Below are 21,247 nucleotides of genomic sequence, written 5' to 3' on the forward strand. Positions count from 1 at the left end.
GGATCCGATCATGACCAACCTCTCCCGAGGTGAGAACCGGCCGCTACCGGCACCGGGGGTGACGGTGACGGTGTCGTCGACCACCTCGGTGGACGTCTCGGCATTGTTGCTCGGTGAGGACGGTGCGGTCCGTTCCGATGCCGACCTCATCTTCTTCAACAACCCGGTCGGCCCGGGCGTCGAGTACCGCCACGGTCGGGGTGCGGGCGACGTGGTCGCCATCGACACCACCGCCCTGCCGGGCGACGTGGCCACCGTCGTGGTCACCGCCAGCCTCGACGGCTCGGGGCCCGCGACGTTCGCCGGCGCCGGGCAACTCGTGGCCACCGTCAACTCCTCGGGTGAACCGTTGACCTTCGAGGTGTCCGGACTGACCACCGAGGCCGCACTCGTCTGCGTCGAGATCTATCGGCGCAACGGCGCGTGGAAGGTGCGTGCGGTCGGGCAGGGATACGACGACGGCCTCGCCGGCATCGCCACCGCCTTCGGTATCGACATCGAGGACGAGTCGGCGCCTGCACCCACTCCACCACCCGTCGCGCCGCCCGCACCCACCCCTGCACCGTCGAATCCCACTGCTGCACCCACCTATTCGGCACCGACACCGTCCTACACGGCCACTGCTCCGTCCTCACCTCCACCCAGCCCGACCCACAATCAGGGAGTCCCGCCCATGCAGAGCGAACTGTTCGCACCCCAATTCGCCGAGTCGACCGAACCAGGGATCCAGAAGCAGGGCTCGAAGATGGCCAAGGTCGCCCTCAACGGCGACGTGATGGCGCGGACCGGGTCGATGGTGGCCTATCAGGGCGACCTGAAGTTCGAGGCCCTCGGGTCCGGCGGCATCGGCAACATGATCCGTCAGCGGCTCTCCGGCGAGGGTGTGCCGCTGATGAAGGTGGTCGGACGAGGAGATCTGTTCCTGGCCAACGCATCCTCGGATGTGCACCTCATCGACCTCGACGGTTCCGACGGACTGACCATCAACGGCGCCAACGTCCTCGCCTTCGAATCGACTCTGTCGTACCAGATCGGCCGGGTCCAGGGCGCCGCCGCGGCCAGCAACGCCGGACTGTTCAACTGCGTGTTCACCGGTCGCGGACGCATCGCCATCACCACCGACGGGACCCCGGTCGTGCTCAACGTCGACCAGCCGACCTTCGCCGATCCGCAGGCCGCGGTGGCCTGGTCCTCGAGCCTGAGAACCGGTGTGAAGCAGAATGATTCGTTCAACCTCGGCACGCTGATCGGGCGCAGCACCGGCGAGCGGTTCACCCTGTCGTTCTCCGGTCAGGGCTTTGTCATCGTGCAGCCCTCCGAACTCCCGCCCGGCGGGATGATCGGCGGCACGGGCGCCGGTGAGCAGTCCGGTGTCGGCGGGGCGCTGGGCGGTCTGCTCGGCCGCTGACCACCCTCTCGGCTGAACCCGCCCCGGCGCGTCCGACCGCGCGTTCACCACAGCAAAGATAGTTTTGTTGATAGGCCACATGCGGGCCGGTGTCAGGCGAAGATCGTGGAGACCGGTGAGAGGTGGGTGACGCGATGCTGCAGGGCGCTGCGCTGACGATCGGTGCGCTGATCGCCGTCGCCGTGGTCGTCTGGATCGCCCGCCGGCCCCAGCGTGGCGTGCTGCTCCTGGCCGCCCTCACACCGCTGCACGGACTCCTCGACATCGCCCCGGTGCCGGGTGTGGCCGCGGCGTGGAAAGAGGGGCTGGTCGCGCTCACACTCCTCTGCGCCTTCCTCCGACGGGGCCGACGGCGGTCGTGGCCGCCGGTGCACATCCCCTACTGGCCGGCGATCGTGGTGTTCGTGGCGTTCGGTCTGGTGTCCGCGGTCCTCACCTACGGCCCGTTCGGACTGGTCGGCGCAAAGGTCACCTTCTTCTACCTCGCCTTGCTGGTCATCCTGTGGTTCGCGCCCTTCGACGCACGCGACCGGGACAACCTCGTATCCATCCTCATGGGGATGTGCGTTCTCGTCGGTCTCGTCGGCATCGCCCAGCAGATCGTCGGGCCCGGCGAACTGGTCAGGCTCGGCTATCAGTTCGGACAACAGATTCGCACCAGCGGACCCCTCTTCCGAACCTTCAGCACGTTCAACCAACCGTTCGGTTTCGGCCTGTACGTGATGCTCGCGCTGCTCGTCGGCGGAGCGGTGGCACTCGCCGAACCGCGCCGACGTCGCAATCGCGTGTTCCTCTGCCTGTGGCCGGTGATGGCCGTGGTGATGGCGACCTCGGTGGTGCGAGCGGCGATCGTAGGCCTCGTGGTGGGCGTCGTCTGGCTCGCCGTCATCCGCTTCCGGTCGATCCTCGCGCCTCTCGGCGTACTCGTGGTGGGGGCCGCAGCGGCGTTCCCCCTGCTGCCGAAGTCGGCGACATCGGTGTTCTTCTCCTCCAGCAGCCTCGGGCAGCGCGGCGCGGGCTGGAGCGACATCATCTCCAGCATCATGGTGCACCCGTTCGGACGCGGTCTCGGCTCGAGCGGTGCTGCAGCCGATCGCATCTCGACCGCACAGGGCGACTCCACCACGGCGGTGACCGCGTCGGCGGGCGGAACCATCCAGACGGGGTCGTCGAACTATCAGCCCGACAACTACTACATCAAGACGCTGCTCGAACTGGGGCCGATCGGCTTGTGGGTGTTCCTGGCGTTGATCGTCACCGCGCTGATCTGGTGTGTGCGCTCGTCGCGCACACTCCCCGACCGCGACGGGGCGTTGGCCCTCGGGGTGAGCGCGTCGATCGTCGCCGCCATGGTGGCGAGTCTCGTGGCGACCTACTTCGAGATCTTTCCGATGGACGTACATTTTTGGCTTCTCCTGGGAGTGGTGGGATGCGCGACAGCACAGCAGGCTTCACGTTCGGTGCGCTCGCACTCCGACCCGGTGGAAGCGGGGTCCAGACCTATATCCGCGAACTTCTGAGGTATGTGCCGGACCTGCTGGCGCCGGCCGCGACCACCGCGCTCGTCCAATCCGACGCCGTCGGCGAGTTGCCGCCCGGGATGCGCGCCATCACCCGACCCGTGGCCGGCGGAGCGCGCCGTGCGATCTACGGGGCCGCCCCGCTTCGGGCCTCGGTGTTCCACGGACTCGACGTCGACCTTCCGCTGGCCGGTCCCGCCGCGACGGTGGCGACCGTCCATGACCTGTCGGTCATCGACATGCCGTCTGCCTCGAGTCGGTTCCGGGCCGCCGGAGAGAACATCCTGGTCCGTCGCGCGCTGCGCCGGGCCGACGTGCTGATCGCGGTGTCGCAGTTCACCGCCGACCGGATCGCCGCCATCGCGGGGCGAACGGCACACGTGGTCGAACTCGCCCCTGCCGTGTGGGCGCGACCGCCGTCGGGGGCCGACATCGAGCGGGTACGGGCGGCGCACGATCTGCCCGAGCAATTCGTGCTGCAGGTGGGTACCGTGGAACCACGCAAGAACGTCGCGCTCGTGGCCGCGGCCGCCGAGAAGCTCCAGATCCCGTTCGTCCTCGCCGGCGGCGGATCACGCGGCCCAAATGCTCCCGCCTCGGCGATCGGCCTGGGTTACGTCGACGTCGAGGACCTCCCCGGCCTGTACGCCGCGGCGACCGTCACCGCCTACGCCTCGTATTACGAGGGGTACGGGCTGCCGCCGGTCGAGGCGATGGCCTGCGGCGGCGCGGTGGTCGCGAGTTCGGTCGGCGCGTTGCCGGAGGTCGTCGGTGACGGGGCACGACTGGTGCCCTCCGACGACATCGACGACTGGGTGACGGCCATCGCGCCGCTGGCGCACGACGCCTCGGCTCGCGCTGAGCTCACCCGCGCAGCGATCGCCACCATGAGACCGATCACGTGGGAGCGCACCGCCCGTGCGACCGTGGATGTCTATCGGCGCGAGGGGATCTCGCCGTGACCGCTCACCCCGCGATCGAACTGCGGGAACCGTCGTGAGTCTCGAGTCCGCTGCGCGGGCCGGTCCTCCACCACCGGACACCGAGGTCGCCGAGTCGGATCCCGCCGCGGTCCGCCCCGGCGACGCCGCGGCGCAGGCATCCGACGGCCGGGCTGCCGCGAGGGCAACCGGCGCAATGCTCGCGAGCCGCCTGGTGATCGCCGCACTCGGCTGGACGGGCAGCGTCATCATCGCCCGCACCCTCTCCCCCGAGGCATGGGGCCACTACACCTTCGTTTTCGCTCTGCTGGGTCTGATGGCGATATTCACCGACCTCGGTGTCGGCCGGGCCGTGATGGCCCAGCTGATCGTCGACGAACCGGATGAGGTCGCGCGGACATCGTCGGCGTTCATCGCGTTGCGTTTGCTGCTGGGTCTCGGCGGCTACGTCATCGCGGTGGGCTACGTGGTGGTCCTGCAGTACCCGGGGGAGGTGATCCGGGCGACGGCATTGGCCGGCTTGGTGATCGTCTTCGCGACCCCTGGGCACGCGCTGACCGTGGTCTATCAGAGCCGCCATCGGCTCGCGCTGTCGGCGGTATCGGAGAGTCTCGGCCAGGCGCTGCAGCTCGCCGTCACCATCGCCGCGGCCTTCGTCGCGCCGTACCTGCTGATCTTCGTGCTCGCGCCGGTCCTCAACGAGGTCCTCGCACTGTCGATCAAGACCGTCGGGATCATCCGTCGCGACGGCGGACTGCGGCCATCACGACACATCGACACAGCACGCTGGCGGTCGATGCTGCTCGACGCGGCGCCGCTGGCGATCGGGTTCGCACTCACCATCGCACTGCAGAAGGTGGACATGCTGTTGCTCAGCGTGCTCGACACTTTCGACGCGGTCGGCGTCTACGGCATCGGCTACAAGTTCTCCGACATCCTCGACACCTTCGTGATCGCCGCAGCCGGTCCCATCGCGACACTTCTGGTGGCTGCCTGGCCGGACGAGCCGGGGGTGTTCCGCCAGCGATGCCGGAGCGCGGCCGCGGCATTCGGTGCCGGTGGCGCGGTGGCGGTCGCCGCGTTCTGGCCGTCTGCACCGCAGGTCGTCGGACTGCTCTACGGTGATCGGTTCGTCCAGGGTGCGCTCGCCGCACGGCTGCTCGTCCTGGGGGCCGCCCTGACCTCCCTGATCGTGCTCGGGATCTACGTGCTCGCCTCGGCCGGACACGCGCGCAGCTACCCGGTGGTCGCCCTGGGCGGCCTGGCCCTCAACGTCGCGTTGAATCTGGTCCTCATCCCGCGCCTGTCCTACGACGGCGCCGCCATCGCGACGGTCGCAACGCTCGCGACGGTCCTGGTGGCGCTGTGGATCGTCGTCATCCGCACTCTTCCGATCATCGGGATGCTGCCTCTCGGTGCCCTCTCGACACTCGCGATCGTCGCCGCCGGGGTGTGCGTCGTCGGCACCGTCGCCACGCGGTGGGTCCCGTGGCCGGCGGTGTCGACCGCGACCGCGCTCGTGGTCGCGGGTGTGGCCCTCCCGCTTGTCCGCTCCTGCGCCCGCACCCCGGGTCGACACACGAAAGTCCAGGTGAGCCCCTCATGACCAGCGCCAACACACCCGTCGATCGAATCCTGTTCGTGGCCCACTCCGGGCAGGTCTCGGGGGCTGAGAAGGTGATGCTCGACCTGGTGCACCGCGCGGTCTACGGCGGTGTCGCGGTGACCGTCGCGTGCGCTGCGGGACCCCTGGTGGACCGCTTGCCTGCGGGGGTGACGCACATCGAGATCGATCATCTCGGGTTGACCGGTGAGAGCGGCCTGGCCCGACTCGCCGGTGGCGCGCGGCTGGTGGCGCGGTGGCGCGCGGTCGGAAGGAGACTGCGCCCGCAGGTGCGGGTCCCGGGCACGGCGACCGTGGTGAACTCGCTCTACGCGCTGCCCGCGATGCGGTGGGCGAGCGGGCCCTCCGGTGTCTCCTGGTTGGTGCACGACACCGCGGTGTCGGGACGCCAGCGGGCGGTGATCCGAGCGGCGAAGTCTCGGATCCGACGGGCGGTGGCCGTCTCGTCGGCGACCGCGGCCCCCCTGCGCGCGATGGGTGTGCCGGTCACCGTCGCACAGAACGGTGTCCGGTGGCCCGTCGACGCCCTACCGGCCGATCTGCACACACCACCCGTGGTCGGCATGCTCGCGTTGCTCACCCCGTGGAAGGGACACCGGGTGGTGCTCGAGGCCGCGGCACTGCTGCCCGAGATCGAGGTCGAGTTCGCAGGCGGTTCGTTTCCGGGGGACGTCGACCATGTCGGTGAGCTGCACGCCCGAGTGTCCGCGGCCGATCTCAGCGGACGGGTGCGTTTCCTCGGCCACACCGAGTTGCACACCGCGCTGACCCGCTGGGACGTCGTGGTGTCGGCCAGCGTGGAGCCGGAGGCGGGGCCGTTGTCGGTGCTCGAGGCGATGGCCTACGGCAAACCCGTCATCGGCACCGATCACGGCGGGACCACGGAATTCCTCGCCGACGGCGCCGGGGTGCTGGTGCCCCCGGGCGACGCCGAGGCGCTGGCCGCGGCGATCCAGCAGGTTCTGTCCGACGACGGGTTCCGTGCGACGATGGTCGCCGCAGCGCGGCGGCGGGTGGCCGATGAACACGACCTGACACGAACACTTCCGGCCATGCTCGACGCGCTGCTCGCCTGATCGGGGGATCAGGTTCGGATCCACGGGAACTCCGATGTCACCGGGAGGGACTCCATGCAGCGTCTCCGTCACGTCGTGGCAGTCGTCGCGGCGCTGGCCGCGGTCCTACCGGTCGGTGTGGTGACCGCTGATCCGGCGTCGGCGGCACCGTCGGGCACCGCGACGTGTTTCCCGGCACCCGGGCTGGCCGGGGGCGGCGTGGTGAAGGGGGTGTCGCCGGGGGCCGGGTTCCTGTACCTGTCGAACTCCGATCAGATCGCCGAGGTGAAGGCCGCCCGCGCGGCGGGGGTGCGATCGGTGCGCATCGACGTCGACTGGTCGGCGACCGAGACGAGCCCCGGGGTGTTCAACTGGGCGTCGACCGACCGTGCGATCGCCGCGGTCACGAGCGCCGGGATGTGTCCGCTGGGCCTCGCCGGCTTCACACCGACGTGGGCGACCGATCCCGCTGATGGTGCGACCGACAGCCACTTCCGACCGAAGGATCCCGCGCGGTTCGGGCAGTTCGTGCGGACCGCCGCGCTCCGGTATCGCTCGACGGTGTCGGCGTGGGAGATCTGGAACGAGCCCAACACCGTGAACTTCTTCAAACCCCGCGCCGACGCCGCGTCGTACACACAGCTGCTCCGCGCCGGCTACACGGCGGTGAAGGGGGTCAGTTCGTCGCTCGCGGTGATCTCCGCGGGCATGGCGCCGGCCACCGACAACGGCCGCGACATCGCGCCGCCGACGTTCCTGGCCGGCATGTACGACGCCGGTGCGCGCGGCAGCTTCGACGCCGTCGGGATGCATCCGTACACCTACCCCTATCTTCCGAATGACCCGTCGACACAATCGTTCAGTGCGGCACAGCAGATGTTCCCGATGCACGACATCATGGTCGGCCGCGGCGACGGCGGGAAACGGATCTGGATGACGGAGTTCGGTGCACCGACGGGGACGTCGCCACGGGCGGTCACACCACAGACTCAGGCCGACACCGTACGCATCGTCCTCGACGCCGCCAGGGGGACGTCGTGGCTCGGACCGGCGTACGTCTACAGCATCCGCGACTCGGGCGGTGACACCTCCGATCCGGAGCAGAACTTCGGCCTCCTGAATCGCGACTTCGCACCCAAGCCGGCGTATCAGGTGATGGCGTCCTACAACTGAGCTCGGCATGTCGGTTCGCCGGATGGCTGGGTCCGCGCTAGTTACACTTGGCAAAGTTTCGCTTTGCAATACTCACGTGCCGTCGCCCGAAGGAGTTTCCCTGGTGACCGTCGATGCCGCGAACAACCGTCGCGACGTACCACCCCCCATCGACCTCGCCGGGCACTTTCGCGACCTCGGCCGGATGCTGCTCCCGGCGCTGGTGATCGGGGCGCTGATCGGTGGGACGGTTTTCGCCTATCTCTCGACCCAGGTCGACAAGCAGTACTCCGCCTCGGTGGTCACGCAGGTCACCACCCAGGGGGAGATCGTCGCGGGTGACGCGTTCGTGGAGCAGTTGCGTGCCCCGTTCCAGGAACTCGCGGTCGACGACGGAGTGCTGTCGCAGGTGCTGACCCAGGTAGACACCGGGTGGGACACCTCGACCCTGCGGGACCACGTGACCCTGACGCCGGGTAGCGCGCCCTCCCTGCTGACCTTCGGCGCCACCGCCGATGACCCGCGGACCGCGCAACAGGTCGCCCGCGCGATGGTTGCGGCGGTCGCGCAGGCCAACGAGGCCAACGCGGCCCGCGACGTCTCCCGTCGCGTCGACCAGATCGACGCGTCGATCGCCTTCGAGCAGGCGCGTAACGGCCGACTCGCCGCCGGCAGCGACGCACGCACCCAGTCCGACGCGCGGCTCTCCGAACTCCGTGCCCAACGTGATCAGGTCGCCGGCGCCGGCGGCGATCAGCTGACCGTCCTGTCGGTACCGGTCGCGTCGTCCTCGCCGGTGTCACCCAAGCCGATGTCGACCGCACTGGTCGCCGGCGTCATCGGTGTCATCGTCGCCGCCGAACTGCTCGTGCTCGCCCGCGGCCGCCTCGGCCGGCGCAACAACCGGATCTGGGCGCGACGGATGGCCAACAAGTACGGAGCGCGGCAGCTCGTCGTCGGCGGCGAATCGTTCGACGCGTCAAAGCTCCTGTACGGCGAACTGGCACACCGGCATCGACGTGGGCGGTCGGCGGTGATCCTCACCGGCGAGTCGACAGAGGTCGTCGACGTCGTCATCCCCGGCGGGACGACCGAGGACTGGAGCCAACGCGTCGAGCGCGGCGCCCTGTCCGACGACTGGTGGCGCGATGTCGACCTCGGCGATCTCGTCGTCGCCGTCGTCGTGATCTCGACACGTGGGCACGACCGCGCCGCGACAGCCGACAGCCTGTCGCAGCTCGCGGACCTCGGCACGACGCGCTATCTCGTCGTGCAGAACCGGCGGGGAGGCCGGATCCGGCGGGGGAAGAAGGAGAGTCCTCGTGACGAGTGACCACGCATCGGCAGATCGGGTCCACACCCGCAGAGTCACCGTCGTCCACGAACGCCTCACCGAAATAGCCGGTTCGGAACACGTGGTCGAGCAACTGGCGCTCGAATGGCCGGACGGCAGCGTGCACGCGCCGATCGCCCGTGAGCAGGGCATCCCGCGTGATCTGCCCACCCCGCCGCAGACGACGTGGCTCAACGGTCTCTACCGCGCCCTGGGACACCGGTCCTACGCACCGACCCTGCCGTTCATGCCCCTGGCCTTCCGACGCATGGACCTACGCGGTCCCGGCGGCGGCGACCCCGAGGTCGTCGTGACGAGCCATCATGCCTTCGCGACCCAGGTCGTCTTCGCGACGCAGGCACCGGTCATCGCCTATGTCCACAGCCCGGCACGGTGGGCCTGGGATGCCAGCCTGCGGGCGGGCGAGGGCGGTGGCGCGCTCGGCTCGGGCATCCTGACCGCGCTGTCGGTGGTGGCACGACGCTGCGAGGTCGCGGCAGCTCCCCGCCTGCACACGGTGGTCGCGAACTCCTCTGCCGTGGCCGACCGCATACACAACTGGTGGGGCCGCGACGCGGTCGTCGTGCACCCACCTGTCGACACCGAGGGCTTCACACCTGATCCGTCGGTGGAGCGCGAGGACTTCTTCCTCCTCGCCGGTCGGCTCGTCCCCTACAAACGGCCCGACCTCGCCATCCGCGCCGCCGCCCGAGCCGACGTCCCACTGGTGGTCGCGGGCGACGGGCGGTCGATGGAGGCGTGCCGCGCGATCGCCGGACCGAAGACGACCTTCCTCGGACGCGTGCCCCACGACCAACTCCTCGACCTGCATCGGCGAGCGCGTGCGCTGCTCATGCCGGGCATCGAGGACTTCGGCATCGTGCCGGTGGAGTCCATGGCCACCGGGACCCCGGTCATCGCGCTCGGCGAGGGCGGCGCCCTCGACTCGGTGCGACCGGGTGAGACAGGACTGCTGCTGGAGCCGGGGGGCGACGACGACATCGTCGCGGGCTTCGCCGACGCAATGCACGGGTTCGACCCGGGATCGTTCGACCGCGACGTGATCCGGCGGTGGGCAGAGGGGTTCTCGCGCGCGGAGTTCCGACGGAAGATGCGCGAGGTCGTCGATGGCGCGGCCTGATCGCCGGGCCGTGCGCTCCGACACCGAGATCGGCGAGCATCGGCCCAGCGCACTCGACCGCGCACTGGCGGACTCCCGCAACATCGCGGTCTTCGGCCCGCTTCCCGGCCTCGACCGCGACCTGTTGACCGTCCGCCTGCGGTCGGTCGCCGCATCGGTACCGCGGTTGCGGCTCGACCCGTTCGCCCCGGACGGGGTGTGGACGCGCCGAACCGACACGTTGCACGTCGAGGAGATCGCATCACCGCGCTCACCCACCGACGTGTCGCAGACACCGGGTGATCGGCTCGGCGTGATCGCCACACATGTACGGCAGCAGCATCCGTCACCGCTGCGGGTCGCGGTGTGCGACGACCACCTCGTCGTCGACCACTCCCACGGCCTCGGCGACGGCCGTTTCGCACCGACACTGCAGGCGGTCCTGCTCGATTCCGGATCGACCGCGTCGCACGCCGCCCTCGCGCACGACGCACCCGCAGGTTCGGTTCGCCGCGCACTGGGCGACCAGATCCTCCGACATCCCCGTCGCCTCGCCGAGGTCCGGCGACTGCGCGCCGACAACGCCCGGACCGACACGGTCACCGAGCCGGCCGTCGTCGACCCCCGCCGTGTCCGAACGGTCTCGGTGACCCTGCCCCCCGACGGCGTCGCGGCGCTGCGAGAGCGGGTCGCGGCAATGGACGGCGCCTCTGATGCGTCTGCGACGGTCGCGATGTGGGTGACCGTCCTGCAGCGCGCCGGTGTGGCGACCGACGACGTGGTGCAGGTCCTCGTCGACTGCCGCCGGTATCTGCGACGCGGTGACGCGGGGATGGGGAACCTGGCGATCGCCCTGCCCATCCGGATGCCGTCGCCGGTCACCCCGGCGTCGGTGCGACAGCGGGTCCGAGCCGCCACCGGATCGGCCTGGCCGCTGGCCGTCCTCGGCGTCAGTGCCGCGCGCGCCCGACTGCGTCCCGGCACAGCCGGACACGGTGGAGAGTCGGCGACCGCGGTACGTACGTCGTCGCGGATCCGGCTGTCGATCAGCGACATCGGCCGGATCCCCCTGTTCGACGGCGTCATCTCACCGTCGGCGTCGCAGCCGCCTCAGCTCGGCGCAGGCATCGACCCCGATGGTCCCGAGGCGCTCACGCTGCTCGTCAGCGAGATCGCCGGTGCGCGGACACTGTCGGCGACCTTCCACGCAGACGTCCTCGCACCCGCGGCGGTCCATTCGGCGCTCGTGGACATCTGCCGCGACCCGGTCGCCGTGCTGGAGGCGTCGGGGTCGTGAGTGTGGGTCGCACCGCGGCAGCGCGATTGCTCGCGTCGATGTGCGTGGCGGCCACCACCGCGGTCGTCGCGTCCTCCTGTGTCACATCGCCCCCGCCCGACGTCGCCACCCCGTCGACGTCGGCCACGCCGGGCGCACTCGTGGGCACCCCATCCCGCGACAACGGCTATCCCGCACTCGACGACGTCACCCGCGAGATCACCGAGATCCGATACACGACAACGGCGCGCGACGGCACCTCACGGACAGCGAACGGCGTCGTGTTCGTTCCCCGCGACGCCCCGCCCCGCGACGGGTACCGCATCGCCGCGGTCGCCCACCCGAACACCGGCGCCTCCAGCGACTGCGCTCCCACGTCGTACCCGGGCCTGCTGGGCAGTCTCGGTTCGGTGGCCTATTTCCTCGCCGCGGGATACGTCGTGGTGTTCACCGAAGACCCGGTGACCGACGGGGGCGCGACCGACGGGGAGGGCACGACGTCGAACTCGCGGCCACATCCCTTCCTGGAGCCGTACAGCGGTGCGCACACGATGATCGACGGCGTGCGCGCGACGCGGCGGGTGGTGGCGACCACGTCGTCGGACTGGGTGGCATACGGCGTCTCGCAGGGCGGGCAGGCGTCGTGGGCCGCCAACCAGCTGGCCGGCACCTACGGCGGAGGGCTACGCCTGCTGGGGTCGCTCAGCGTCTCGCCGTCGGCCGATCTGCGCGGGCTCGTCGACAAGATGCGGGCGGGGACACTGAGCGTCGCGCAGCGCGTGGCCGTGCCCGTCGTCCTCGAGGGTGTCGGCGCCGCATTCCCCGGATTCCGGATGGCCGACCACCTACATGGCTCGATGGCGGCGGCGCGCACGGTGTTCCTGTCCTGCACCGGCGATCAGGAGGCAGCGAAGGTCGGCATCGCCACGGCCGCACCGGCGTCGGACTTCCGACCGTCCTCGACCGCCGCGGCGGACCGGCTCCGCGATCAGCTCGGGCAGTTCGCCGTACCGCTTCCGTCGGCGCGCGCGACGGCTCCGATGTTCGTCGCCTACGGAACCGACGACACATTGATCGACCCGGAATGGACGGTCGACGCGGTCCGACGGGCCTGCCGCGACGGGGCGGTCGTCGATCTGCGTGTGGTCGAAGGTCAACCGCACGGCACCCTCGACCTCGGTCCCGCTCCGCAGGACTGGGTCGATGACCGTGCGGCCGGGCGTCGGGCGCCGAACTCATGCCCGAGCTTGTGACACACGCATCCGTCACCAGGGGTGATTCGCTATCGTGAAGCCCATGTCCGGTCCCTCCCCTGCCCTCGACCCCGCGATCGCCGAGGTGCTCACGCGTGCCGCCCGTTCCGCGGGTGAGGATGTCGGCGTCTACATCGGGCGAGCGGTTGCCGCTCGCCTCGCCGCCGACCTCTTCGGCTCCGACGACCCCGATCTCGCAGCCACCGTGACCACGCTTCGACGCGACGGCCTCGCCGTCGGCCTCGACGGGGACGGCGAGGCGCTGGTGAGCCTGTTCCGCGACGGCCACCCCACCTCGACCCCGCCTCACACCGCGACCGACCCGATCATCCGCGATCCGGAACGATTGCGGGCCCTGTTGGCGACCGGGCTGATGGACACCCAGCCCGGGGCGGCCTACGACCGTATCGCCCAGATGGCCGTCGATGCACTGAACGTGCCGAGTGCCGGGGTGTCGCTCGTCTCCGACGAGAAGCAGTGGTTCTGTAGTGCGGCAGGCATATCCGGCGAGCTCGCCGAGACGCGAACAGTCTCTCTCGACCGCTCGCTGTGCCAGTACGCGGTGTCGTCCGGGACGCCTCTGGTCATCGAGGACGCACGCGTCCATCCGACACTGTCGAGCCACCCGATCGTCGCCGACGGCACGGTGGTCGCATACGCGGGGATCCCGCTGACCGACGCGGACGGACACGCCATCGGCACCCTGTGCGCCTGGGACGCCAAGCCCAGACAGTGGACGAGCGGACACGTACAGATCCTGGAGGACCTCGCGACGGTCGTGCGTGAGCGGATCTTCGGCGACCTGGGTGTCGGCCGTTTGCCCTGAATACACCAACGTGAACTGTGATCTTTACTACTGTGGATCACATGACAGGCAACGAGAACTGAGCTGTCTGCAATGGCCCTGCAGACCACCATTCCCGTCGACATCCCGACCGCTACACCGACCGGGCGCGACAGACCGTCGGCGCTTCTCCGCGGCATCCGCAGAGACCCGGGCCATTCCATCATCACGGTCACGATCGACGTGGTCGCCGCTGCTGCGGCCGTGGCCGTCGGCTCGGTATGGGCCGTGACCACCCAGGTCGCACATCCGCCCCTCTGGGCACTGTGGCTGTTCGTGCCCAACGTCATCATGGCGTTCGCCCTGCAGCAGATGTACCGCAGGCAGATGCGACGCAACTTTCTCGACGAGTTGGCGCCCGTCCAGACCGCGCTCGCCGTCGCCGCGGTACTCACGCTCGGGTTCATAGTCACGTTCATCACCCAGGCCTCTCAAACGGGCATCACCACGACGAAGGTCTGGGTGTGCGCAATCGTGCTGATCACCGGTGGACGCTTCGCACGCGTGGTGATCCAGCGGCACCTACGCATCCACCGAGGTTCTCTCGCCCCGACACTCGTGGTCGGTGACGGTCTCGTCGCCCATCAACTCATCAGCCGCATGCGGGGGATGCCCGAGTACGGCCTCCTGCCGGTCGGGATCCTCGCCGCCTCCCCCCTGCAGATCGCGGGCACGACGTCTGTGGGCGATGCGATCTCACCCGACATCCCGCGACTCGGGCCACCCCGGATGATCGCCGAGGCGATCGCCGCCACGGGCGCCGAGGAGGTCGTCGTCGCGGCCGAGGACATCGACGACGACGAGCTCGCCCGCGTCGTCCGCGCCGCGCACCGACGTGGCATCCGCGCCTGGGTCCTACCGCGCGCCCACGATGCCGTGGGCGCACGCGCTCGCATCGACCATCTCGGCGGGGTGCCGCTGCTGATCCTCCCCCGAGTCAACCCGCGCAGCTGGCAGTTCGGGGTCAAACACGCCACCGACCGCATTGTCGGCGCGTTGGGCCTGCTCCTGATCTCACCGTTGTTCCTGACGCTCATGCTGCTGGTCCGCCTCAGCTCGCCGGGCCCGATCTTCTTCTCACAGCAACGGGTCGGACGCAACGGCCGGGTGTTCGGTTGCCTCAAGTTCCGGTCGATGCGTCCGCCCACCGAGGCCGACGCGACATTCGAGTTGAAGACGGGCGCGGCCCCCGGCGGTGTCGAGGGTGTCGACCGTCGGACGAAGATCGGCAAGATCATGCGGTCGACGTCGATGGACGAATTGCCGCAGCTGATCAACGTGGTGCGCGGCGACATGAGCCTCGTCGGACCGCGACCCGAACGTCCGGAGTTCGTCGAACTGTTCGAGATGCAGATCCGCCGCTACGGCGAACGACATCGCGTGAAGGCCGGCGTCACCGGCTGGGCACAGGTCCACGGGCTTCGCGGACAGACGTCCATCGCCGACCGCGCCGAGTGGGACAACTACTACATCGAGAACTGGTCCATAGCCCTGGATCTGAAGATCCTCGCGCTCACCGTGCTGACCCTGCTGCACCGGGCGGAGTGACTCGATCTACAGATGGGCGAACGCACCGCGGTAGGCGGCGGCGGGGTGCGTGTCCGGGAGGCGGTCGCGTCCTGTCGCGCGGCGTCGGGCGGTGCCGTCGGCGTAGTCGCGCCGAGCGAGGCCCCGGTCCCGCAGTACCGGCAGCACATGGTCGATGAACTCCTCGTAGCTGCCGGGGATGGTGGAGTTCACCACGTTGATCCCACCGACACCTGCCGCGCGCCAGTCCTCGAGGACGTCGGCGATGCTCTCCGGCGTCCCGACGACACGGCCTGAGCGGCTGCGGATCTCGGCCAGATCGCGCACCGTGGGTTCGCGGTCGGTGATGGCCTCCTTCACCCAGGCGAGCGTACTGCGGTTGCCCTCGGCCTCGATCTCACCGATCGGGGTGTCCAGGTCGTAGGACCCGAGATCGAAGCCCATGCCGCCGGCCGCGTGCGCGATGATCGTGGTCGGATCGATGAACTCGTCGAGCTCGGCGGCCTTGCGGGTCGCCTCCTCCTCGGTGCTGCCGATGACGAACGAGAGGCCCTGGAAGAACTGGAGGTCCTCCGGTGCGCGGCCGGCGTCGGTCACGAGCGCGCGGGTGTCGGCGATCAGCGTCTTCGCAGCCCGCGGGTTCGGCGACATGATGAACTGCGCCTCGGCATTACGGGCTGCGAAGGCTCGACCTGCGGGCGACGAGCCGGCCTGGAACAGCACCGGGGTGCGCTGCGGCGACGGAGCCACCAGATGCGGCCCCTCCACCCGGTACCGCGTGCCGACGTGGTTGATCTTGTGAACCCTGTCGAAGTCCGCGTGCAGACCGGACTCCTTGTCCGCGATGAGCGCGCCATCGTCCCACGAGCCCTCCCACAGCTTGTAGACCACGTCGACGTACTCATCGGCCCACACGTACCGGTCGTCGTGCGCGGTGATGTCGTCATAGCCGAAGTTGCGCCACGCGTTGGCCGACTGGCTGGTCACGATGTTCCAGGCGATCCGACCGTTCGACGCGTGGTCGAGGGTCGACATCGTGCGGGCGAACTGGAACGGATGCGTCTGCAGGATGGAGCTGGTGACCGCGATGCCGAGATGCTCGGTCGCGTGCGCGATGGCCGACGCGACGACCATCGGATCGTTGCTCGGGATCTGCAGACCCGATTCGACGAACTTGCGCCACGACCCCTGATAGTCGCCGTACAGACCGACGACGTCGGCGAAGAAGATGTAGTCGAAGGTCCCCGCCTCCAGCGTCGTCGCCAGCGACACCCAGTGCTCGAGCGAGTTGAAGTCGGTCTGGCGTGCCTCCGGGCGGCGCCACGCGCCGTGCGCGATGTGCGATGTCGTGTTCATGACGAAAGCGGAGAACTGCAGCGGAGTGGTCATCGCAGACCACGCTACGGCGGGCCCGTCGCGGACACACGGATCCGATCGAGGTGCGTCGAACCGTCGGAACAGCAGCAGGGCCGGACACCTGTGGTGTCCGGCCCCACGCGGGCAATACTGCGGTCTTATCGGCCCAGCGGGACCCAGAAGCCGAAGAACCAGAAGCCCCACCCGTGGTGATGCTGGTCGAAGACCGGCGTCACCCGATGGCCCTGGTAGGTGAACGGCCGGTGATCCGGGCGCCGCACCGGACCGGGCTGGGCCACGGGAGCGCCGCGGCCGCGGAACTCCTGCTGGGTGTTCTGGTGCGGAGCCTGCGGTGCGGCGGACGCCACACCGGCTCCGGCGCCCACGGATGCGAGCGCGATCCCGCCGGCGAGTGCCGATCCGATGACGATCTTCTTGAGCTTCATTCCCATGTCCCCTCGTGACCACCGGAGATCCGGTGAACCGTCTGTGGTTGTCGACTGATTGGCGACTTCGGCAAACGTAGGGGCGCTACCTGTCAGGGATCTGCCGGTCGCGCTGTCAACGGGCTGTCAACGCGGTGATGCGTTGCCAGAAAGGGTTTTTCGGACAGTCAGTCGGCGCTGCGACCGTTGTCGGCGGCGATCACCGCACCGTGGACCGCCTTCGCGGCGTCGCCGGCGAGGAAGGCGATCATCTCGGCGACGTCGGACGGTTCGGACATCCCGCGTGGGGACGCCGTGCGCATGACGAGGTTCACGTCGGCGCCGTCGGGGAAGACGAAGTTCGTCACCTGCGGCGTCAGCATCCCGCCCGGGCACACCGCGTTCACCCGGAGCTGAGACGCACTGAACTCCACCGCGAGCGCCCGCGTCAGACCGACGAGGCCGTGTTTGGCGGCGCAGTAGCCGGCCGAGTACGCCTGCCCCTGAGTGCCCGCGGTCGAGGCGACGTTGACGATGCTGCCGTTCGCGGCGAGGAGGTGCGGCAGGGCGGCCCGGGTCAGGAAGAACGGCCCGTTGAGGTTGACCGCCAGGTCGGCCGCCCACTCGTCGTCGGTCACCGACACCGTGTGTCGCATGGTGTGGGCCCCGGCGACGTTCACCAGGGTGTCGAGCCGGCCGAAACGCTCCACACATTCGGCGACCGCCCCGGCACAGGCCTGCGCCGAGGAGATGTCCACGGCCGCATACCCTCCCGAGCCGACGGACTCGTGGACATCGCGGAGACGGTCGGCGTCGCGGGCGATGCCGAAGACGGTCGCACCCTGCTCGGCGAACAGCGCGACGGTGGCGGCGCCCAGCCCCGAGGATGCGCCGGTGATCAGGGCGACCTTGCCCTCGAGTGTGGCCATCGCCACACCCTAGCGATCCCGCTGCTCCCCGCCGGAGGAATGCGTGTCCGACGGCGAGTTAGTATCGCCTTACTTTCAATGTGAAGGAGTGACCATGCAGGTTCGTTCGACCATCGCCGGTGTCGCGATCGCACTCGCAACCGTCGCGGGCGTCGCGGCGTGCGGGAGCGACGACTCGTCGAGCAGTTCGGCATCGACCACCGCGGTCGCCGCATCCGGCTCGTCCGGCTCGTCCGCCGAGCAGGCCGCCCCGTCGGATCTGGACACCGCGAAGGCGCAGCAGATCGTCCGCACGGTCATCGATCCCGCCACCACCCCGGAGGCCGCGGCCGCACTGGTCGACTCCACCGACCCGGCCATCGGGCAGAAGCTCAACGGCTTCGCCAAGGGCGCCAGCGCGGGCGGCTACACCCCCGACATCTTCACGGTCAGCTCGGTGGCCGCCGACGGCGCCGACAAGGCGAAGGCCGCCATCGCCGTGGCCAGTCCGCACACCCCGGCTCCGGTGACCGTCACGTACGGGTTCTCCAAGGTCGACGGTTCGTGGAAGCTGTCCTCGGACGCGGTGACCTCCCTGCTCGGCATGGCGAGCGGGCCACGCTGACCCATCGGTCCCGGGCACGCTCCCGGTCCGGGACCCCGCGCGTCGCGGCGCTGTGCACGATGCTCGCCACCGTGCTCGTCGTCGGCGCGTGTTCTACCGCCCCGATCGACGTGGGGACCACGCCCACGGCGTCGGTGCCCGACGGTCCACGCACCGCGCGCACGGCGTCGGCGGATCCGGTGCCGGTCACCGGTACCCCTGCACCCGCACTCCCGGCGACCGTCCGGACACACGACGGACGGTCGGTCACGGTCACCGACGTCAGCCGGATCGTGGCCCTCGACCGGTACGGCAGCTACGGCACCGCGGTGTTCGCACTCGGGCTCGGTCGCAACCTCGTCGGACGCGACATCGCGACGAAGTTCCCGGCCGCCGAGTCGATCCCGGTCGTCACCCGGGGTGGGACCGACGCCAACGTCGAGTCGATCATCGCGCTGCGCCCGACGGTCGTGCTCACCGACGACTCGCTGCCGAACGCGACGACCCTGCAGAGACAGCTGTCCGCAGCGGGCATCCCGGTCGTCGTCGGCGACGAGAACCGCACCGTCGACAACACCGACACACTGCTGCGTCTCACCGCGGCGGCGCTGGGCGTTCCGGCCGCGGGCGACGCCCTCGTCACCCGTACCGACGCGCAGATCGCGCAGGCGCGCAGCCTCGTACCGAAGAACGTCGACCGACCGCGCATCGCGTTCGTCTATGCGCGGGGCACCGGACTGCTGATCCTGGGCGGTCCGGGATCGGGCGCCGACTCGATGATCGACCTCATCGGCGGACAGGACGCGGGTACCGCCTCGGGCCTCACCGACGCGTTCACGTCACTGACGTCGGAGGGGTTGATCAAGGCGAAACCCGATGTGCTGCTGATGATGACCGACGGACTGGCCTCGGTCGGTGGTGTCGACGGGCTGCTGAAGGTCCCCGGCGTCACCGAGACACCCGCCGGTCGCGATCGCCGGGTCATCGACATGGACGACGGTGAACTCCTCTCGTTCGGCGCGCGCACCGGTGACGTCGCGGTGGCGCTCGCCCGCGCGTTGTACGGCTCACCGTGACCGGACCCCGACTCCGACGCGTCGGTGCCGCGGTCGTCGTACCGGTCGGTCTGGTCGTGCTGGCGTTCGTCGTCGTCCTCGCCGCGGGCATCGGACAGAACCATGTCCCCGCGGTCGAGGTGTTCGGCTCCCTCATGCACCACCTGCACATCCCGGTGGGGCCGCTGCCCGACCAGGTCGGCGAGGACACACTGTGGAACGTGCGGATGCCGCGCGTGATGCTCGCGCTGCTGGTGGGCGCCGCCCTCGGGTGTGCGGGCGCGGTGCTGCAGGGCGTGTTCGCCAACCCGCTCGCCGAACCCGGCATCATCGGCGTCTCCTCCGGGGCCGCAGCGGGTGCGTCCGGGGTGATCCTCGTCGGTGGGCTCGGCGTCGCCGGGTACGCGGTGGCCGGTGGGGCCTTCGCCGGCGGGCTGGTCACCACCGCGATCGTCTACCTCCTCTCGCGATCGGCCGGCCGCACCGAGGTGATCACCCTGGTACTGACCGGAATCGCGATCAACGCGTTCGCGGGCGGACTGATCGCGTTCTTCACGTTCCGCGCGAGCCCGACCGCACGCGATCAAATCGTCTTCTGGCAGTTGGGCAGCCTGAACCGCGCGAGCTGGGATCAGCTGTTCCTCGTCGTCGGCTTCGTCGTGGTCGGCATCATCGCGTCGATGGTGATCGCGCGTCGCATGGACCTGCTCTCGCTCGGTGAGTACTCCGCCCGCCACCTCGGTGTGGACGTCGAGGCGTTGCGCCGTGTCGCGGTGGTCATCGTCGCGATCCTCACCGCCGCGGCCGTCGCCTTCTGCGGGATCATCCTGTTCGTCGGATTGGTCGTCCCCCACCTGATGCGGCTCGTCGTCGGCCCGGCGCACCGGGTGCTCATCCCGGCCAGCGTGCTCGCGGGATCCATCGGTCTCGTCCTCGCCGATCTCGCCGCGCGCACCATCGTCGACTATGCCGACCTGCCGATCGGCATGCTCACCAGCCTGGTCGGCGGTCCGGTGTTCCTGATCCTGCTTCGCCGAACCCGCGCACGTCAGGGCGGTTGGACATGACGGGCGAGGTGTTGATCGCCGCCGACGGCGTCACCATCAGCCGGGGCGGCGGTGTCGTCGTACGCGACATCAGCGTCTCGGTGCGGGCCGGTGAGCTGCTGTGTCTGGTGGGTCCCAACGGTGCGGGCAAGTCGACGCTGCTGTCGGCACTGGCCGGGTCGATCGCCGTCGACTCGGGGGCGATTGTCCTGCAGGGTGATCCGATCGACGGGCTGTCGACGGTCGAGCAGGCGCAGCGCCGTGCGGTCCTCCCCCAGGACCATGTCGTCAGCGGTTCGTTCAGTTGCCGCGAGGTCGTACAGATGGCCCGCTACCCGTGGAATCGGACGCCTGCGAACGCCGACGACGAGGACGCCGTCGCCGAGGCCATGGAACGTTGCGACGTCACCGGCTTCGCCGACCGGCCCTTCTCGACGCTGTCCGGTGGTGAACGCGCCCGCGTCGCGCTGGCCCGGGTCCTCGCCCAGCGCACCCCGGTGCTCCTGCTCGACGAACCGACCGCGGCGATGGACCCGCACTTCGGCGAGACCGTGATGTCGCTGGTGTCGCAGAGGGTGGCCGAGGGGGCTGCGGTGATCGCGGTGGTCCACGACCTCACGATGGCCGCGGCCTACAGCGACACCGTCGCGGTGCTGCACGACGGCACCATCGCCGCCGTCGGTCCACCCGCGGCCACCCTGACCGACGAGATCCTCAGCGACACCTACGGTCTGCCGATGATCGCGACGACCGTCGACGGTCAACAGGTGATCATGCCCAGGCGCACCAGACGCTGACCC

19 protein-coding genes are annotated in these 21,247 nt (G+C 69.7%); 16 read left to right on the plus strand and 3 right to left on the minus strand.

Annotated features, from left to right (window positions below):
• The 12 genes from JHC79_RS07045 to JHC79_RS07100 all read left to right on the plus strand — a co-directional run.
• A partial coding sequence (locus JHC79_RS07045) for an AIM24 family protein (protein ID WP_296389442.1) occupies window positions 1–1,408 on the plus strand: 1,408 nt, incomplete at its 5' end.
• Window positions 1,409–1,530: 122 nt separating this feature from the next.
• Window positions 1,531–2,928: an O-antigen ligase family protein gene (locus JHC79_RS07050; RefSeq protein ID WP_366782411.1), complete on the plus strand. Its 1,398-nt coding sequence runs from the start codon at window positions 1,531–1,533 to the stop codon at window positions 2,926–2,928.
• Window positions 2,838–3,890 (plus strand): glycosyltransferase family 1 protein, encoded by a 1,053-nt coding sequence (locus JHC79_RS07055; protein ID WP_296389443.1) that lies wholly within the window; start codon window positions 2,838–2,840, stop codon window positions 3,888–3,890. The genes JHC79_RS07050 and JHC79_RS07055 overlap by 91 nt, the downstream gene beginning before the upstream one ends.
• A gap of 34 nt (window positions 3,891–3,924) precedes the next feature.
• The gene (locus JHC79_RS07060) at window positions 3,925–5,475 is read left to right on the plus strand and encodes a flippase (RefSeq protein WP_296389444.1); all 1,551 of its coding nucleotides are present in this window, start codon (window positions 3,925–3,927) and stop codon (window positions 5,473–5,475) included.
• Window positions 5,472–6,569: a glycosyltransferase family 4 protein gene (locus JHC79_RS07065; protein WP_296389445.1), complete on the plus strand. Its 1,098-nt coding sequence runs from the start codon at window positions 5,472–5,474 to the stop codon at window positions 6,567–6,569. The genes JHC79_RS07060 and JHC79_RS07065 overlap by 4 nt, the downstream gene beginning before the upstream one ends.
• Window positions 6,570–6,623: 54 nt before the next feature.
• Entirely contained in the window at window positions 6,624–7,721 is a 1,098-nt protein-coding gene (locus tag JHC79_RS07070) for a beta-xylosidase (protein WP_296389446.1), read from the plus strand.
• Between the two features lie 103 nt (window positions 7,722–7,824).
• Window positions 7,825–9,033 carry a hypothetical protein gene (locus JHC79_RS07075; RefSeq protein WP_296389447.1) on the plus strand — a complete coding sequence of 403 codons (1,209 nt, stop codon included), beginning with the start codon at window positions 7,825–7,827 and terminating at the stop codon, window positions 9,031–9,033.
• Window positions 9,023–10,174: a glycosyltransferase gene (locus JHC79_RS07080; protein ID WP_296389448.1), complete on the plus strand. Its 1,152-nt coding sequence runs from the start codon at window positions 9,023–9,025 to the stop codon at window positions 10,172–10,174. Before JHC79_RS07075 ends, JHC79_RS07080 begins: the two co-directional genes overlap by 11 nt.
• Complete coding sequence (locus JHC79_RS07085; protein ID WP_296389449.1) at window positions 10,161–11,450, plus strand: hypothetical protein; 1,290 nt, start codon at window positions 10,161–10,163, stop codon at window positions 11,448–11,450. The genes JHC79_RS07080 and JHC79_RS07085 overlap by 14 nt, the downstream gene beginning before the upstream one ends.
• Window positions 11,447–12,682 (plus strand): lipase family protein, encoded by a 1,236-nt coding sequence (locus JHC79_RS07090; protein ID WP_296389450.1) that lies wholly within the window; start codon window positions 11,447–11,449, stop codon window positions 12,680–12,682. The genes JHC79_RS07085 and JHC79_RS07090 overlap by 4 nt, the downstream gene beginning before the upstream one ends.
• Before the next feature lie 43 nt (window positions 12,683–12,725).
• Entirely contained in the window at window positions 12,726–13,508 is a 783-nt protein-coding gene (locus JHC79_RS07095; RefSeq protein WP_296389451.1) for a GAF domain-containing protein, read from the plus strand.
• Between the two features lie 72 nt (window positions 13,509–13,580).
• Window positions 13,581–15,074, plus strand: a complete 1,494-nt coding sequence (locus tag JHC79_RS07100) for a sugar transferase (RefSeq protein ID WP_296389452.1) — start codon at window positions 13,581–13,583, stop codon at window positions 15,072–15,074.
• A 6-nt stretch (window positions 15,075–15,080) separates the two neighbouring features.
• Here JHC79_RS07100 and JHC79_RS07105 read toward each other — a convergent pair whose 3' ends face one another.
• The 3 genes from JHC79_RS07105 to JHC79_RS07115 form a co-directional block, all read right to left on the minus strand.
• Complete coding sequence (locus JHC79_RS07105; RefSeq protein WP_296389453.1) at window positions 15,081–16,442, minus strand: LLM class flavin-dependent oxidoreductase; 1,362 nt, start codon at window positions 16,440–16,442, stop codon at window positions 15,081–15,083.
• Between the two features lie 125 nt (window positions 16,443–16,567).
• Window positions 16,568–16,861 carry a hypothetical protein gene (locus tag JHC79_RS07110; protein ID WP_296389454.1) on the minus strand — a complete coding sequence of 98 codons (294 nt, stop codon included), beginning with the start codon at window positions 16,859–16,861 and terminating at the stop codon, window positions 16,568–16,570.
• 161 nt (window positions 16,862–17,022) lie between these two features.
• Complete coding sequence (locus JHC79_RS07115) at window positions 17,023–17,763, minus strand: SDR family oxidoreductase (RefSeq protein ID WP_296389455.1); 741 nt, start codon at window positions 17,761–17,763, stop codon at window positions 17,023–17,025.
• A 94-nt stretch (window positions 17,764–17,857) separates the two neighbouring features.
• Between JHC79_RS07115 and JHC79_RS07120 the strand changes: the two genes are divergently transcribed.
• From JHC79_RS07120 to JHC79_RS07135, 4 genes are read left to right on the plus strand one after another with little or no spacing between them, the layout of a single operon-like run.
• Window positions 17,858–18,367: a DUF4878 domain-containing protein gene (locus JHC79_RS07120; protein ID WP_296389456.1), complete on the plus strand. Its 510-nt coding sequence runs from the start codon at window positions 17,858–17,860 to the stop codon at window positions 18,365–18,367.
• 59 nt (window positions 18,368–18,426) lie between these two features.
• A complete protein-coding gene (locus JHC79_RS07125) occupies window positions 18,427–19,422 on the plus strand; it encodes an ABC transporter substrate-binding protein (RefSeq protein WP_296389457.1) in 996 nt (331 codons plus the stop codon).
• A gap of 56 nt (window positions 19,423–19,478) precedes the next feature.
• The gene (locus tag JHC79_RS07130) at window positions 19,479–20,468 is read left to right on the plus strand and encodes an iron ABC transporter permease (RefSeq protein ID WP_296389463.1); all 990 of its coding nucleotides are present in this window, start codon (window positions 19,479–19,481) and stop codon (window positions 20,466–20,468) included.
• Complete coding sequence (locus JHC79_RS07135; RefSeq protein WP_296389458.1) at window positions 20,465–21,244, plus strand: heme ABC transporter ATP-binding protein; 780 nt, start codon at window positions 20,465–20,467, stop codon at window positions 21,242–21,244. Before JHC79_RS07130 ends, JHC79_RS07135 begins: the two co-directional genes overlap by 4 nt.
• Window positions 21,245–21,247 lie beyond the last annotated feature (3 nt).

This window comes from Williamsia sp. (assembly GCF_016462415.1).
Lineage (GTDB): Bacteria > Actinomycetota > Actinomycetes > Mycobacteriales > Mycobacteriaceae > Williamsia_A.